This is a genomic window from Pseudomonas sp. IT-P395 (genome assembly GCF_949767675.1).
Classification (GTDB): Bacteria; Pseudomonadota; Gammaproteobacteria; order Pseudomonadales; family Pseudomonadaceae; genus Aquipseudomonas.
The window spans coordinates 198338-213930 of record NZ_CATKPW010000060.1 but is presented as its reverse complement, the minus strand read 5'-3'; the positions used below and the strand labels follow the sequence as shown (position 1 = coordinate 213930).

Below are 15593 nucleotides of genomic sequence, written 5' to 3'. Positions count from 1 at the left end.
TCCGTTGGACAACTATTTCAATGGCAGAGAAGTGCATAAATCTCTGTTCCTTGATCAGGCGCTTTTCGAACAGGAACAGCAGCGCGTATTCGCCGCGAGCTGGTGCTACCTGGGTCACGACAGCCTGATCCCCGAGACCGGCGACTACTTCACCACCACCCTTGCACAACAGCCGCTGGCCATGGTTCGGCAGAAGAACGGCGCCATCGTCGTGCTGCATAACCGTTGCCCGCACAAAGGCGTGAAAGTGCTGGCCGAAGCGCGCGGCAATGTCGGCCGCTTCATGCGTTGCCCGTACCACGCGTGGACGTTCAAGACGGACGGCGAGCTGCTGAGCATTCCGGTGAAAAAGGAGTACGACGACTGCGACCTGAGCAGTTGTTCCGCGCACAAAGGCATGCGCCCGGTGAGCGCGGTGCACAACTATCGCGGCTTCGTCTTTGTCCGCCTGACGGAAGAAGGCATCGGCTTCGAGGAGTTCTTTGGCGAGTCGCTGTCGACACTCGACAACATGGTCATGCGCTCGCCGCAGGGCCAACTGAAAGTAATCGGCCAGCCATTGCTGCACCGCCATCGCTGCAACTGGAAAATGGTCGTCGACAACCAGACCGACACCTGCCACCCGATGATCGCCCACGAATCTTCGGCCGGCGAAGCCATCCGCCTGTGGCAGGAAACCGGTGATCAGGGCAAGCCACCGATGGCCGTCGAACTGTTCTCGCCGTTCATGGCCTCCTACGAGTTTTTCGCCGGCATGGGCATTCGCGTCTGGCCCAATGGCCACGGGCACACCGGGGTCAGCAATTCGATTCACAAGGCCTACACCGACATCCACGGTTACTGGGACTTGATGGTGGAAAGCTACGGTGAAGAGCAGGCCCGGGCGATCCTCGACGACACCCGCCACAACACCGTGTATTTCCCCAACCTGATGGTCAAGGGACCGATCCAGACCTTGCGCGTGATCAAACCGCTCAGCGCCCGCGAAACCATCGTCGAGTCGTGGATCTTCGAACTGCAGGGCGCCCCCGTGCAGTTGCTGGAAAGGACTGTGCAGTACAACAACCTGATCAACTCGCCGTGTTCGATGGTCGCCCACGACGACGTGGAAATGTACGAACGGGCCATGGAAGGCCTGGGCAGCGACGCCAACGAATGGGTCAACGTCGCCCGCCTGTTCAGCCCGAACGAATCCTATGCGCAGACCCAAGTGGTGTCCGGCACCAGCGAAATGGCCATGCGTAATTTCTATAACAGTTGGCAGCACTTGATGCGGGACGACCATGCAACACGATCAATCTAATCACCACGCCATCGAGCAACTGATCGAGACCGAACTGCACTTGCTCGACCAGCAGGATTTCGACGCCTGGCAACAGCTGCTCAGCGATGACTACCACTACTGGATTCCCATGACCCGTGAGCAGGTCAGTCCGTTGCACGAATCATCGCTGGTGTACGAAGACCGTTTTCTGACCACGCTGCGGATCAACCGACTGGCCAATGCGCGCAACTTCTCCCAACAGCCCAAGAGCCGCAGCCTGCACATCGCCCAGCGCCCGCGCATCACGCTCGACGCAGCCTCGTTCAGCGCGTGCGCCAGCTCTAACATGCTCTATTGCGAAGCGCGCGGCGACAACGAATGGCACTACCCGGTGACCGTCGAACATCAACTGATCAACATCGATGGCACGTGGAAGATTCACGGCAAGAAGATCCTGTTGCTCAACCCCGCACGCGCCCTTGAAAGCCTGCAGCTCATTATCTGATCGATCGAGAAGTCTCCCTGTGAAAGCTATTTCCCATGATTCCAGTCAGGCGTCCGCGTGCCTGTCTTTTCCCTACGTCGATCTGCTGTATGACTATGGCCAGTTCCTGCGCAGTGCCGATGAAGCCATTGGTTACCTGCCGGCGGAAACTGCCGAGAAACACATCGGCATCGTCGGCGCTGGCCTCAGCGGGCTGGTCGCCGCTTACGAACTGCTGCGCGCCGGTGCGCGTCGCGTGACGCTGTTTGAAGCGGAACCCGAGCATGTCGGCGGGCGTCTGCTGACGCAGTGTTTTGATGAGGAACAGCCGCAGTTCATCGCGGAAATGGGCGCCATGCGTTTTCCGCCGAGTGAAGTCGGGCTGTTTCATTACCTCAATCGCTTCGGCATCCAGACCACCGAGGCGTTTCCCGACCCGGGCGTGGTCGACACCGAAATCCACTACCGTGGCGAAGCCCATCACTGGGCAGCCATGCAACCACCGCCGGCGCTGTTCAGCACCGTGCACCAAGGCTGGATCGCCTTTCTCAGCGAAGGCGTGACCCTCGATGACGGCACGTGCCTGGCGCCACCGCTGCTGATCACCGAATTGCTCAAGCAGCACAATTACTGCGAAGTGCAGCCCGAGTGGCAACGCTACCTGGACTGCTTCGGTGACAGCTCGTTTTACTCGGCGATGGTGCGCATCTTCACCGGCAAAAAACCGCCGGGCGGCAAACCGTGGCGCAAGCCCGAAGACTTCCACCTCTTCGGCTCGCTGGGCATTGGCTCGGGCGGTTTCCAGTCGGTGTACCGCGCGTCGTTCACCGAAATCCTGCGCCTGGTGGTCAATGCACTGGAGGTCAATCAGCGTCTGGTGCCCAACGGTATTTCCTCGCTGGCCGAGCGGATTGCCGACACCGAATTCAACGGTATTCAGGTGCGCGACATGATTTGCCGCACGCGCATCGAGTCGATCAACAAAGGTGCGCACGGCGAGATTCTGCTGGCCGGCAGCAACGGCGAAACCTACGCCTGCGACCGGGTAATCACCACCACCACGACCCGCGCCCTGCAAGTGAACCTCAAGCTCACGCAGAACCAGGCCTTCGTCAATCGCGACGTCGCGCGGGCGATCAACGAAACGCACATGGTCGGCTCATCCAAGCTGTTCATCCTGACCAAGGACAAGTTCTGGCTCAAACATGGCCTGGCGCAAAACATCCAGACCGACACCCTGGTCAAGGGCGTGTATTGCCTCGATTACGCGCCGCACGATCCGGATTCCTGGGGCGTGGTGTTGATCAGTTACACCTGGGAAGACGACTCGCACAAGATGGTTTCGATGACCGACAAGGTGCAGCGCTGCCTGCGTCTGGTCGACGAATTGGCGATGAGCGCACCGGAATTTGCCAGCCATCTGCTGCCGCTGGACGGTGACTACCAGCGCTACGTTCTGGAATACGACTGGCTGACCGACAAGCACGCACTCGGCGCTTTCAAGCTGAATTTCCCCGGCGACGACATTTACTCCGAGCGCCTGTTTTATCAGTTCCGTACCGCACTCGATCCGCAACAGGACACCGGTTTGTACCTGGCCGGTTGCGGCGCCTCGTTCACCGGTGGCTGGGCCGAAGGCGCGATTCAAACCGCACTCAACGGTGCGTGCGCGGTGATCAGCAGCCTGGGCGGCGATCTGCTTGCCGGCAACCCGCTCGACGACTTGCACTCGCAGTACCGCTACTGCTGACCCAGTCCCTTTCCACGCCGAGAATCATCCATGTACAGCCAGCTTTCAATTGAACAGCTCGTCAACGGCTTGCGCAGTGGCCAACACTGCCCGGACGCCTGGCAGCATGCCTTGCGCGAGCGTCATGTGCAGATGCAACACCTGAACAGTTTCATCACCTTCGACCCGTCAGCGTCCAAGGCAAATGCCGCTGGGCGCGACAGCGCACTGTATGGCCTGCCGGTGTCGTTCAAGGACAACATCAACGTCAGCGGCATGCCGACCACCGCCGGTACGCCCGGGCTGGCCGACTATGTGCCGCAAACCGATGCCGGCATCGTCGAGCGCTTTCGGCAATTGGGCGCGCAAATTGTCGGCAAGAACAACATGCACGAATTGTCGTTCGGCGTGACCTCGGCCAACCATTCCCATGGCGCGGTGATCAACCCAGTCAACGAACGCCACAGTGCCGGTGGCAGCAGCGGCGGCTGTGCTGCCGCCGTCGCTGCCGGACTGGTGGCGTGTGCGGTCGGCACCGACACCGGGGGGTCGGTACGGATACCGGCGGCGTTCTGCGGGATTGTCGGGTTTCGCCCCACCACCGGCGTTTATCCGGTCGACGGCATCGTCCCGGTGTCGCAAACCAAAGACACTCCGGGCTTGTTGACCCGCACCGTGGAGGATTGTCAGTTCGTTCACGGGCAATTGACCGGCTGCCTGCATCAGCCAGAAACCCGGTCGTTGCGCATTGGCATTCCCGAGCGGTTTCTCTGGACCGACCTCGCTGACAACGTGCAACGCGCTTGCCGCACGGCCATCGATACCTTGGCCGATCGCGGTGTGATCATCGTGCCGGTCGACGATGCCGTGATTGGCGAGATCAACGAGAGCATTCAGTTTCCGCTACCGATCTACGAGTTCTTCATCGATTTTCCACGGTTCCTGATGAAAGCCGGACGCGGTGAGCAGTTCCTCGACATCCTCGCGCAGATTCGCGATCCGGCGATCAAGAAAATCCTCACCGCCCAACTGAAAAGCCCAGCGATTTCCTACACCGACTACGTGCAGGCATTGATGAGCAAACTGCGTCTGGAGAAGGAATACCGCGCCCTCTTCAGCCGCCATCAACTGGACCTGCTGGCTTACCCGACCGTCACGTGCAGCGCACCGCTGCTCAGCGCTTGCGCGGATGAAAGCAACTTTGAAACGTTCGTGCGCAATACCGACCCGGCGAGCAATCTGGCGGCGCCAAGCATCAGTGTGCCGGTAGCGGCGGCGGGTGCGTTACCGGTGGGCCTGTCGTTCGATGCATTGCCAGAGCAGGACGACTTTCTATTGGCCAATGTGCGGCACCTGAAGCACCTGCTCGACATCGGCTAAACCACGATCCCTGTGGGAGCGAGCCTGCTCGCGAAGGCGTCGTGTCAGTCGACATCAACTTCGTCTGCCACATCGCTATCACGAGCCGGCTCGCCCCTACAGGGGCTCTGCGTCGATGCACCTATAACAATTCAAATTGCGGGCCTTGCCATGCGCGTCACCTCAATATCCTCCGTTCCCGCTGTCGAACGCTCGCCGTCGATCCTTGGCGGCGCCATGATCATCGGCGGCACCATCGTCGGTGCCGGCATGTTTTCGCTGCCGGTGATCATGTCCGGGCTGTGGTTCTACGGCTCGGTTGCCGTGCTGCTGTTTGCCTGGTTCTGCACGTTGCACTCGGGCCTGATGATTCTTGAAGCCAATCTCAATTACCGTGAAGGCGCGAGTTTCGCCACGATCACCGGCGATCTGCTCGGGCGTGGCTGGAGCCGTTTGAATGGTTTGAGCATTGTCTTTGTCCTGTACACCCTGACGTACGCCTACATTTCCGCCAGCGGCTCAGTGCTTCATCACACCGCGCAAACCTTCGGGCTTGAGTTGTCATCGCGCGCGGGCGGTTTGGGGTTCACGCTGCTGGTGGCGTTCATTGTCTGGCTCAGCACCACGGCGGTGAGCCGCATGACCACGTTGGTGTTCGGCGCAAAAATCCTCGCGTTCTTTCTAACCTTTGGCGGTTTGCTCGGCCATGTGCAAAGCACCACGCTGCTCAACCTGAACAGCGGTGACAACCATTACTGGCCTTATCTGCTGGTGACCCTGCCCTTCTGCCTGACTTCGTTCGGTTTTCACGGCAATGTGCCGAGCCTGATGAAGCATTACGGCAAGGACCCGCAGCGGATTCGCGCTTGCCTGGTCGGCGGCACGTTGATCGCTCTGGCGCTGTATCTGGTGTGGATGCTCTGCAGCATGGGCAACATCCCCCGCGACGCATTCAAGGACATCGCTCAGCGCGGTGGCAATATCGATGCGCTGATCAGCGCCCTGGGTTCACAGCTCAACAGCGCCAACGTCGATCTGCTGTTGACGTTCTTCTCCAATTTCGCCGTGGCCTGTTCATTTCTCGGGGTGACCCTGGGTTTGTTCGATTACCTGGCCGATGTGCTGGGTTTCGACGACAGCCCCATCGGCCGCCTGCAGACCGCCGCCATCACTTTCGCGCCACCGACGCTCTGCGGATTGCTCTGGCCGGAAGGCTTTCTGCATGCCATCGGTTTTGCCGGATTGGCGGCGACATTGTGGGCGGTGATTACTCCGGCGCTACTGGCTCGGGCTTCGCGCAAGCGCTTTGGCAGTCCACGCTATCAGGTGTGGGGGGGGACGCCGATGATCGTGCTGGTGCTGTTTTTCGGGGCGATCTGCGCGGTGTCCCATTTGCTGTTCGTATTTGATTGTCTGCCTGTGTGGCGCTGAGGCTTCTCGTTCGGTTTTCCGAACGCGACCTTACGGTCGATTCGGTTAACCGGATCAGTTACGTTAAAAAATACCGCCACAAAAGTTTAATAACGTTATAAAACAACACGTTATCTATCTGCGACTGGTCTGGCACGAGTCATGCTCTACACTCTCTCGACGAATGCCTGTTGTGCCAACACTTCAGGAGCCGTCAGGCATTCGAAGCACAAAAGGGCCGACAAACTGGCTCCATAAAAAAAACAATGTCGAGGAAAATTTGATGCGCATCGTTCCCCATATCCTGGGCGCAGCCATTGCGGCCGCTCTGATCAGCACGCCAGTTTTCGCCGCCGAACTCACCGGCACCCTGAAGAAAATCAAAGAGTCCGGTGTGATCACCCTGGGCCACCGCGACGCCTCCATCCCGTTTTCCTACATCGCTGACGCTTCCGGCAAGCCGGTTGGCTACTCCCACGATATCCAGCTGGCCATCGTCGAAGCGATCAAGAAAGACCTCGACCTGCCAAACCTGCAAGTCAAATACAATCTGGTGACCTCGCAGACCCGTATCCCGCTGGTGCAGAACGGCACCGTGGACGTCGAGTGTGGCTCCACCACCAACAACGTCGAGCGTCAGCAGCAGGTTGACTTCTCCGTCGGCATCTTCGAAATCGGTACCCGTCTGCTGTCCAAGGCTGACTCCAAGTACAAGGATTTCGACGATCTGAAAGGCAAGAACGTCGTGACCACCGCTGGCACCACCTCCGAGCGCATCCTCAAGGCGATGAACGCCGACAAGCAGATGGGCATGAACGTCATCTCCGCCAAAGACCACGGTGAATCCTTCCAGATGCTGGAATCGGGTCGAGCCGTTGCGTTCATGATGGACGACGCGCTGCTGGCCGGTGAAGCCGCCAAGGCCAAAAAGGCGACTGACTGGGCCGTGACCGGCACTCCACAGTCGTACGAAATCTACGGCTGCATGATGCGCAAAGGCGACGAGCCGTTCAAAAAGGCTGTGGATGACGCCATCAAGGCCACTTATGCTTCGGGCGCGATCAACAAGATCTACGAGAAGTGGTTCATGCAGCCGATTCCGCCAAAAGGCCTGAATCTGAACTTCCCGATGAGCGACGAGCTCAAGGCCCTGATCGCCAATCCGACCGACAAAGCGGCTGACGACAAGAAATCCTGATTTCTGACTAACCTTATCCCCTGAGGAGGCTTCTGCCTTTTCAGGGGATGGTCACTCCCTGCTGGCATTTTCTGGAAACACTCGAACCGGTGGCTGTCGAGCCGATCGCGTGTGCCTGACCGTCAAGGTCAGGGAGGGAACGGAGTTTCCCCAGGCGGGCACTTGTACATCGATCGAATCGAGGGGAGACCCTAATGAATTACAACTGGGACTGGGGCGTGTTCTTCAAGTCCACCGGCGTGGGCAGCGAGACCTATCTCGACTGGTTCATCTCCGGTCTGGGCTGGACCATCGCCATCGCCATCGTGGCCTGGATCATCGCCCTGCTGCTGGGCTCGATACTGGGCGTCATGCGCACCGTGCCGAACCGTATCGTGTCGGGCATCGCGACGTGCTACGTCGAGCTGTTCCGTAACGTGCCGCTGCTGGTTCAGCTGTTCATCTGGTACTTTCTGGTGCCCGACCTGCTGCCGGCGGATCTGCAGGAGTGGTACAAGCAGGACCTCAACCCGACCACCTCGGCTTACCTCAGCGTAGTCGTGTGCCTGGGCCTGTTCACCGCCGCCCGTGTCTGCGAACAAGTGCGCACCGGTATCCAGGCGCTGCCGCGTGGCCAGGAATCCGCCGCCCGCGCCATGGGCTTCAAGCTGCCACAGATCTACTGGAATGTGCTGCTGCCCCAGGCCTACCGCATCATCATTCCGCCGCTTACCTCGGAATTCCTCAACGTCTTCAAGAACTCCTCCGTGGCCTCGCTGATCGGCCTGATGGAGCTGCTCGCGCAAACCAAACAGACTGCCGAGTTCTCGGCCAACCTGTTTGAAGCGTTCACCTTGGCGACCCTGATCTACTTCACCCTGAACATGAGCCTGATGCTACTGATGCGCATGGTCGAGAAGAAAGTCTCCGTGCCCGGCCTGATTTCCGTGGGGGGTAAATAATGGAATTCGATTTCAGTGGCATCGTCCCGGCCATTCCCGGTTTGTGGAACGGCATGGTGATGACCCTCAAGCTGATGGCCATGGGTGTGGTCGGCGGGATCATTCTCGGCACGATCCTCGCGCTCTGCCGGCTGTCGCACAATAAACTGCTGTCGAACATTGCTGGCGCGTACGTTAACTATTTCCGCTCGATCCCGCTGCTGCTGGTAATTACCTGGTTCTATCTGGCAGTGCCATTCGTGCTGCGCTGGATCACCGGCGAAGACACCCCGATCGGCGCGTTCACCTCGTGCATCGTGGCGTTCATGATGTTCGAAGCGGCGTACTTCTGCGAAATCGTTCGGGCCGGCGTACAGTCGATCCCGAAAGGCCAGATGGGCGCGGCACAAGCGCTGGGCATGAGCTACGGCCAGATGATGCGCCTGATCATCCTGCCCCAGGCGTTCCGCAAAATGACCCCGCTGTTACTGCAACAGAGCATCATCCTGTTCCAGGACACTTCGCTGGTTTACACCGTGGGTCTGGTTGACTTCCTTAACGCATCCCGCGCCAGTGGCGACATCATTGGTCGTTCCAACGAGTTCCTGATCTTCGCCGGTGTCGTCTACTTCATCATCAGCTTTGCCGCCTCGCTGCTGGTCAAGCGTCTGCAAAAAAGGTTTGCCGTATGATCTCTATCAAGAACATCAACAAGTGGTATGGCGACTTCCAGGTGCTGACTGATTGCAGCACCGAGGTCAAAAAAGGCGAAGTGATCGTGGTCTGCGGTCCGTCGGGTTCCGGCAAATCGACCCTGATCAAATGCGTCAACGCGCTGGAGCCGTTCCAGAAAGGCGACATCGTTGTCGACGGCACCTCGATTGCCGACCCGAAGACCAATCTGCCGAAACTGCGCTCGCGCGTCGGTATGGTGTTCCAGCATTTCGAACTGTTCCCGCACCTGACCATCACCGAAAACCTGACCATCGCGCAGATCAAGGTGTTGGGTCGCAGCAAGGAAGAGGCGACCAAGAAAGGTCTGCAACTGCTTGAGCGCGTCGGTTTGTCTGCACACGCCCACAAGCATCCGGGGCAACTGTCCGGTGGTCAGCAACAGCGCGTGGCGATTGCCCGTGCGCTGGCGATGGACCCGATCGTCATGCTGTTCGACGAACCGACTTCGGCGCTCGACCCGGAGATGGTCAACGAAGTGCTCGACGTGATGGTGCAACTGGCCCACGAAGGCATGACCATGATGTGCGTGACCCACGAAATGGGCTTTGCGCGCAAAGTGGCCGACCGCGTGATTTTCATGGACGCCGGCAAGATCATCGAAGACTGCCCGAAAGAGGAGTTCTTCGGCGATATCAGCGCCCGCTCCGAACGCGCGCAGCATTTCCTCGAGAAAATCCTGCAGCACTAAAAGCAACACCGCCTCCCCCTGCAGGAGCTGCCGCAGGCTGCGATCTTTTGACTTTGTTTTTAAAGATCAAAAGATCGCAGCCTGCGGCAGCTCCTACAGGGGATTGGTGAAGTTTGTTGTGGTGGTTGACCCAAGGCAACTGTGATGAAATGCGACCCCAATCTCTATCGCGCCGCGCCGCCATCACTTGCCGTGAAACCCCGTCTGATTCGTCATCTGTTCCTGCCGCCGCTGGTCATCATCCTGATGATCGGTCTGGGTTACGTCGGCTTCTGGACCAGTGAGCATTTTGGCATTCGCAGCCTCAGCGAAAACGGCCAGCGCCAGCTCGAACTGAACGCACGCGCCGTCGAAAGCGAAATCAGCAAATACACCTACCTGCCCAGCCTGCTGGAACTCGAAACGAGTGTGTCGCAGCTGCTGGCCGACCCGACTCCGGAAAACCGGCAAGCGGTCAACGATTACCTTGAAGGCCTGAACCGGCGCAGCCGCAGTCGGGCCATCTACGTGATGGACACCACTGGCCGTGTCATGGCCACCAGCAACTGGCGCGATGTCGACAGTTACCTCGGTGAAGACCTGTCTTTCCGCGCCTATTTCCAAAAAGCCGTACGCGGCGAGCCAGGCCGTTTCTACGGCATCGGCAGCACCAACGGCGAGCCCGGTTATTACCTCGCCCACGGCCTCGAAGAGCACGGCAAGATCATCGGCGTCGCTGTGGTCAAGGTGCGCCTGGAAGCCATGGAAGAACGCTGGCAACGCGCACGTCTCGAAGCCTTTGTCAGCGATGAGAACGGCATCATCATTCTTTCCAGTGATCCGGCACGTCGCCTTAAATCAGTGATTCCGCTGAGTGACGAAATCAAAGAAAAACTCGCGCGCAGCCTGCAGTACTACTGGTTCCCGCTCAACGAGCTGCAACCGCTGGCCCGGGAAACCCTGTCCGAAGGTGTGGAAAAACTCACCTTCCCCGCCAACAGCGAAGTGCGCTCCGACGATGACGACATCAGCTATCTGGCGCAGACCCGGCCACTGACCGACACGCCGTGGAATTTCACCCTGCTCACGCCGTTGCAGGACCTGCGTCGCGAAGCCATCAACCAAGGGGTTCTGGTGGCGGTCGCGTTTGCGCTGGTGGCGTTCCTGTTGATCGCCTGGAACGAGCGGCGCAAGGTCATCGCCACCCGACTTGCCGCCCGCGAAGCCTTGCAGGAAGCCAACAATCAACTGGAGCGTCGGATTACCGAACGCACCACCGACCTGCGCGCCAGCAACGAGCGTCTGAAGAGCCAGATCCGCGAACGCCGTCAGGCCGAAGAGACCCTGCGCCGTGCGCAGGATGAGCTGGTGCAGGCCGGAAAACTCGCTGCAATTGGCCAGATGTCGACCAGCATCGCCCACGAATTGAACCAGCCGCTGGCAGCGATGCGTACGCTGTCGGGCAACACCGTGCGCTTCCTCGAACGGGGTCAACTGGATGTCGCCAGCACCAATCTGAAAACCATCAACGAGCTGATCGACCGCATGGGCCGGATCACCGCCAGCCTGCGTTCGTTCGCCCGGCGCGGTGACAACCAGGGCCAGGCCAGCCTCGGCAAAGCCGTGGAGGCAGCGCTGCAATTGCTCGGGGCACGCCTGGAGAGTTCGGCGGTCAACATTCACCGCCAGTTCATTGATGTCCAGGTGCAGATCGACCAGACCCGCCTCGAGCAGATTCTGGTCAACCTGATCGGCAACGCCCTCGACGCCATGCAGGCGCAACCCCTGCCCGAGCTGTGGTTGGAGGGCGAAGAGTTCAACGGCAAATATCGTCTGCGCGTGCGTGACAACGGCCATGGCATCGACGCCGAAGCGCGCAAGCATCTGTTCGAACCCTTCTTCACCACCAAGCCCGGCGAACAAGGCCTGGGCCTTGGTCTGACCCTTTCCGCCAGCCTCGCGGCCGCCACCGGCGGGCATCTGGGTGTCGAACACCCCGCCAGCGGTGGCACCACCTTCGTCCTCAGTTTACCGTTGGTAAGCCCTACTCCTGCCGAGCCAATATGAACCACGACCTTAGTGTGCTGATCGTCGAAGACGACCCCCATGTGTTGCTCGGCTGCCAACAGGCGCTGACGCTGGAAGACATCCCCTGTGTCGGCGTTGGCAGCGCCGAAGAAGCGCTCGAGCGTGTCGGCGACAACTTTGCCGGCATCGTCATCAGCGACATTCGCCTGCCGGGCATCGATGGCCTGGAATTGCTGACCCGCCTCAAACAACGCGATCGCAGCTTGCCGGTGGTGTTGATCACCGGCCACGGCGACATTTCCATGGCCGTTGGCGCGATGCAGAAAGGCGCCTATGACTTCATGGAAAAACCGTTCTCGCCGGAGCGTCTGGTCGACGTCGCGCGGCGTGCGCTGGAGCAACGCAGCCTCGCCCGCGAGGTCTCTTCGCTGCGCCGCCAACTGGCCGAACGCGATTCCCTGGAAGGACGGATCATCGGCCGTTCGCCGGCGATGCAGAATCTGCGCGAACTGATCGCCAACGTCGCCGACACCTCGGCCAACGTATTGATCGAAGGAGAGACCGGTACCGGCAAGGAGCTGGTCGCGCGCTGTCTGCATGATTTCAGTCGTCGCCACAGCAAACAATTCGTCGCACTCAACTGCGGCGGCCTGCCGGAAAACCTTTTCGAAAGCGAGATTTTCGGCCACGAGGCCAATGCCTTCACCGGTGCCGGCAAGCGGCGTATCGGCAAGATCGAACACGCCGACGGCGGCACGCTGTTCCTCGACGAAGTGGAAAGCATGCCGTTGCCGTTGCAGATCAAGCTGCTGCGCGTGTTGCAGGAACGCACCCTCGAACGCCTCGGCTCGAACCAGAGCGTGGCCGTGGATTGCCGGGTGATCGCGGCGACCAAATCCGACCTCGACGAAGCGAGCAAGGCCGGTGAGTTCCGCAGCGACCTGTATTACCGTCTCAACGTCGTGACCCTGGAACTGCCGCCCCTGCGCGAGCGCCGCGAAGACATCCTGCAACTGTTCGAACACTTCACCCAGCAGTCGGCCCTGCGTTTCGACCGCGCGCTGCCGGAGCTGGACAACCAGACCCTGTCGAACCTGATGAGCCACGACTGGCCAGGCAATGTGCGCGAGCTGCGCAACGTCGCCGAGCGTTTTGCCCTCGGCCTGCCAGCGTTCAAAAAATCCGGCGCCAGCAGCGGTGGACAAGGCCTGGCGTTTGCCGAAGCGGTGGAAGCGTTCGAACGCAACCTGCTCAGCGACGCCCTGCAACGCAGCGGCGGCAACCTGACTCAGGCCAGTCTTGAGCTGGGCATGGCCAAGACCACGCTGTTCGACAAAGTAAAAAAATACGGCCTGAGCCATTAAGCGAGAACGATGTGGATCTTTTTTTCAAAGCCTTGCTGGGTGCGGCGGTGGTGCTGATCATCGCCGCGCTGTCGAAGACCAGAAACTATTACATCGCCGGGCTGGTGCCGCTGTTTCCGACGTTTGCGCTGATTGCGCATTACATCGTCGGCAAAGGGCGTTCGATTGAAGATCTGAAGACCACGATCGTGTTCGGCATGTGGTCGATCATTCCGTACTTTGTGTATCTGGCGACGTTGTATGTGATGGTGGATCGGCTGCGACTGGAGGCTTCGTTGGCCGTGGCGGCGGTGGCGTGGTTGATGGCTGCTACGGTGTTGGTGACGGTCTGGGTTCGGTTACACAGCTGACCCTCACCCCAGCCCTCTACCAGAGGGAGAGGGGGCCGACCGCTGAATATTGAAGATCTCCGCCGACGTGAAAGTGCAGTACCGAATCCATAATCGACTCAATGCATCAGGTCGGCGGATAGCCAAATACAACGCGGTCAGTCCCCTCTCCCTCCGGGAGAGGGTTAGGGTGAGGGGCTTTTGGCTCCTACCGATATCAGCTGACCGTCCCGCCCTTGGACTCCGCCATGATCTGCCGGATCGCGCCAACAAACGTCTCCACCGGCTGTCCACCCGTCACCGCGTACTGCCCGTTGAACACCACGGTCGGCACCGAACTCACCCCGCGCTGCAGCCACAACTGCTCTTCTTCACGCACCTCATCGGCAAACTCGTCCGACGCCAGTACAGCCTCGGCTCGCCGACGATCCAGCCCGACACTTTCAGCAATCTGCACCAGTTGCCGGTGATCGGACGGATTGCCGCCATCGCTGAAATAGGCCTTGAACAGTGCCTCTTTCAAGGCCAACTGCACACCTTCAAGACCGGCCCAGTGCAACAGGCGATGCGCATCGAAGGTGTTGTAGATGCGGCTGTTGCCATCAGTGCGAAAGACAAACCCAAGCTCGGCGCCACGGGCGCGGATCGCTTCGCGATTCTTCTGCGATTGCTCCGGGGTCGAGCCGTATTTCTCTTGAATGTGCTCGGCAATGTTCTGCCCGTCGGCACCCATTTTCGGATTCAGTTCGAATGGCTGAAATCGGATCTCGGCCTGCACTTCGTTGCGCAGAATTTCCAGTGCCTGTAACAGGCCATACAAACCGACGACGCACCAAGGGCAAGAGACGTCGCTGACAAAGTCGATTTTCAGAGCGGAATTCATCAAACACCTCGCAGGGGAAATCGTGCGGGAAAGTTTGCACGATACACCTGCTCCGGATTTTGTGGTGACCGTAACGGCCCCTTCGCGAGCAGTCTCGCTCCCACAGGGATACGCATTCCAAATGAGGTCGCGAAGGGGCCATACCAACACCGCCCACTTTTGTTTAGAGCAGATTCGCGCCCACCACCGGTTCAATCTGCGCCCAGTGCGAGGTGTCTTCACGATGCGCCTGCAAATACGGCAACACCGCCGCCAGCAACGGCGCCTTGAACGCCTCCTGAAAACGATGCGCCAGCCCCGGAATGAGCTTCAACTGACTGCCGCGAATATGTGCCGCCAGATGAACCCCGTGCATCACCGGCAACAGCGGATCCGCCGTGCCATGCACCACCAGCGTCGGCACCCGCAATTGATTGAGCAATGCCACCCGGCTCGGCTCGGCAAGGATCGCCATGATCTGCCGCTTCACGCCCTCGGGGTTGAACGCACGGTCATACGACAGCGCAGCCTGATGCAGCAAGGCCTGCCGGTCATCCGCGACCGCCGGGCTACCCAGTGCCGCCAGCAAATCAGCCTGTTGCTCCAGTGCCACCTGACGATTCGGTGCGCCGCGACGCGACAACAACTGAACCAGCGCGGCACTCGGTGCCGGCAATCCTTCGGCGCCCGAAGTGGTCATGATCAAGGTCAGGCTCTCGACCCGCTGCGGGGCCATTGCCGCCATGTGCTGGGCAATCATCCCGCCCATGCTCGCGCCCAGCACGTGGAATTGCTCAACGTGCAGCGCGTCCATCAAGCCCAGCGCATCGTCAGCCATGTCGGTCAAACTGTAGGGCGCCGACACCGGCAGACCGAGCTTGTAGCGCAGTACTTCGAAGGTCAGGTTGGCTTCGGCCGGCGCCTGGCGCCAGGTCGACAGACCGACGTCGCGGTTGTCATAGCGAATCACCCGAAAGCCCTGCTGACACAGCGCGACCACCACTTCGTCCGGCCAGTGGATCAACTGTCCGCCCAGGCCCATGACCAGCAACAACGCCGGATCCGACGCGCGACCAATGCTCTGGTAAGCCAGGCTCACCTGCTGCAGATCAACGTGCTCTGTCGGCACATTGACGTCGCAACGCGCCGCCGCCCAGGACGACGGTCCGAAAAAAATCGCGACCAAAACAGCCGCGACCGATAAAAAAGCCTTAACCATGAAAAACACCGAAACGCAGAACCCC

Annotated in this window: 14 protein-coding genes; 12 read left to right on the top strand and 2 right to left on the bottom strand. The window is 59.8% G+C overall.

Annotation, left to right across the window (positions count from 1 at the left end):
* Positions 1 to 4: 4 nt before the first annotated feature.
* From ACM6IN_RS27565 to ACM6IN_RS27510, 12 genes are all read left to right on the top strand, one after another.
* Positions 5 to 1303, top strand: a complete 1299-nt coding sequence (locus tag ACM6IN_RS27565; protein ID WP_414917055.1) for a Rieske 2Fe-2S domain-containing protein — start codon at positions 5 to 7, stop codon at positions 1301 to 1303.
* A complete protein-coding gene (locus tag ACM6IN_RS27560; protein WP_414917054.1) occupies positions 1284 to 1769 on the top strand; it encodes an aromatic-ring-hydroxylating dioxygenase subunit beta in 486 nt (161 codons plus the stop codon). Before ACM6IN_RS27565 ends, ACM6IN_RS27560 begins: the two co-directional genes overlap by 20 nt.
* A gap of 19 nt (positions 1770 to 1788) precedes the next feature.
* On the top strand, positions 1789 to 3498 hold the full coding sequence (locus tag ACM6IN_RS27555; protein ID WP_123376504.1) for an NAD(P)/FAD-dependent oxidoreductase: 1710 nt from the start codon (positions 1789 to 1791) through the stop codon (positions 3496 to 3498).
* A gap of 30 nt (positions 3499 to 3528) precedes the next feature.
* Complete coding sequence (locus ACM6IN_RS27550) at positions 3529 to 4857, top strand: amidase family protein (RefSeq protein ID WP_414917053.1); 1329 nt, start codon at positions 3529 to 3531, stop codon at positions 4855 to 4857.
* Positions 4858 to 5007: 150 nt separating this feature from the next.
* Positions 5008 to 6267 (top strand): tryptophan permease, encoded by a 1260-nt coding sequence (gene mtr, locus ACM6IN_RS27545; RefSeq protein ID WP_007916720.1) that lies wholly within the window; start codon positions 5008 to 5010, stop codon positions 6265 to 6267.
* 262 nt (positions 6268 to 6529) lie between these two features.
* On the top strand, positions 6530 to 7444 hold the full coding sequence (locus ACM6IN_RS27540; protein WP_095112346.1) for a glutamate/aspartate ABC transporter substrate-binding protein: 915 nt from the start codon (positions 6530 to 6532) through the stop codon (positions 7442 to 7444).
* Between the two features lie 194 nt (positions 7445 to 7638).
* On the top strand, positions 7639 to 8385 hold the full coding sequence (locus tag ACM6IN_RS27535) for an amino acid ABC transporter permease (RefSeq protein WP_095112347.1): 747 nt from the start codon (positions 7639 to 7641) through the stop codon (positions 8383 to 8385).
* The gene (locus ACM6IN_RS27530) at positions 8385 to 9056 is read left to right on the top strand and encodes an amino acid ABC transporter permease (RefSeq protein ID WP_007916726.1); all 672 of its coding nucleotides are present in this window, start codon (positions 8385 to 8387) and stop codon (positions 9054 to 9056) included. The genes ACM6IN_RS27535 and ACM6IN_RS27530 overlap by 1 nt, the downstream gene beginning before the upstream one ends.
* On the top strand, positions 9053 to 9787 hold the full coding sequence (locus ACM6IN_RS27525) for an amino acid ABC transporter ATP-binding protein (RefSeq protein ID WP_007916729.1): 735 nt from the start codon (positions 9053 to 9055) through the stop codon (positions 9785 to 9787). The genes ACM6IN_RS27530 and ACM6IN_RS27525 overlap by 4 nt, the downstream gene beginning before the upstream one ends.
* A gap of 144 nt (positions 9788 to 9931) precedes the next feature.
* On the top strand, positions 9932 to 11833 hold the full coding sequence (locus tag ACM6IN_RS27520) for a sensor histidine kinase (protein ID WP_414917052.1): 1902 nt from the start codon (positions 9932 to 9934) through the stop codon (positions 11831 to 11833).
* Complete coding sequence (locus ACM6IN_RS27515; protein ID WP_007949592.1) at positions 11830 to 13158, top strand: sigma-54-dependent transcriptional regulator; 1329 nt, start codon at positions 11830 to 11832, stop codon at positions 13156 to 13158. Before ACM6IN_RS27520 ends, ACM6IN_RS27515 begins: the two co-directional genes overlap by 4 nt.
* Before the next feature lie 11 nt (positions 13159 to 13169).
* Positions 13170 to 13508, top strand: coding sequence for a GlpM family protein (locus ACM6IN_RS27510; RefSeq protein ID WP_095112348.1), 339 nt, complete (start codon positions 13170 to 13172; stop codon positions 13506 to 13508).
* 196 nt (positions 13509 to 13704) lie between these two features.
* Here the strand turns inward: ACM6IN_RS27510 and ACM6IN_RS27505 are convergent, their stop codons facing one another.
* Together ACM6IN_RS27505 and ACM6IN_RS27500 are read right to left on the bottom strand one after the other, a co-directional pair.
* Positions 13705 to 14370, bottom strand: a complete 666-nt coding sequence (locus ACM6IN_RS27505; RefSeq protein ID WP_414917051.1) for a DsbA family oxidoreductase — start codon at positions 14368 to 14370, stop codon at positions 13705 to 13707.
* A gap of 163 nt (positions 14371 to 14533) precedes the next feature.
* A complete protein-coding gene (locus ACM6IN_RS27500; protein ID WP_007916736.1) occupies positions 14534 to 15568 on the bottom strand; it encodes an alpha/beta fold hydrolase in 1035 nt (344 codons plus the stop codon).
* Between the last annotated feature and the right edge of the window lie 25 nt (positions 15569 to 15593).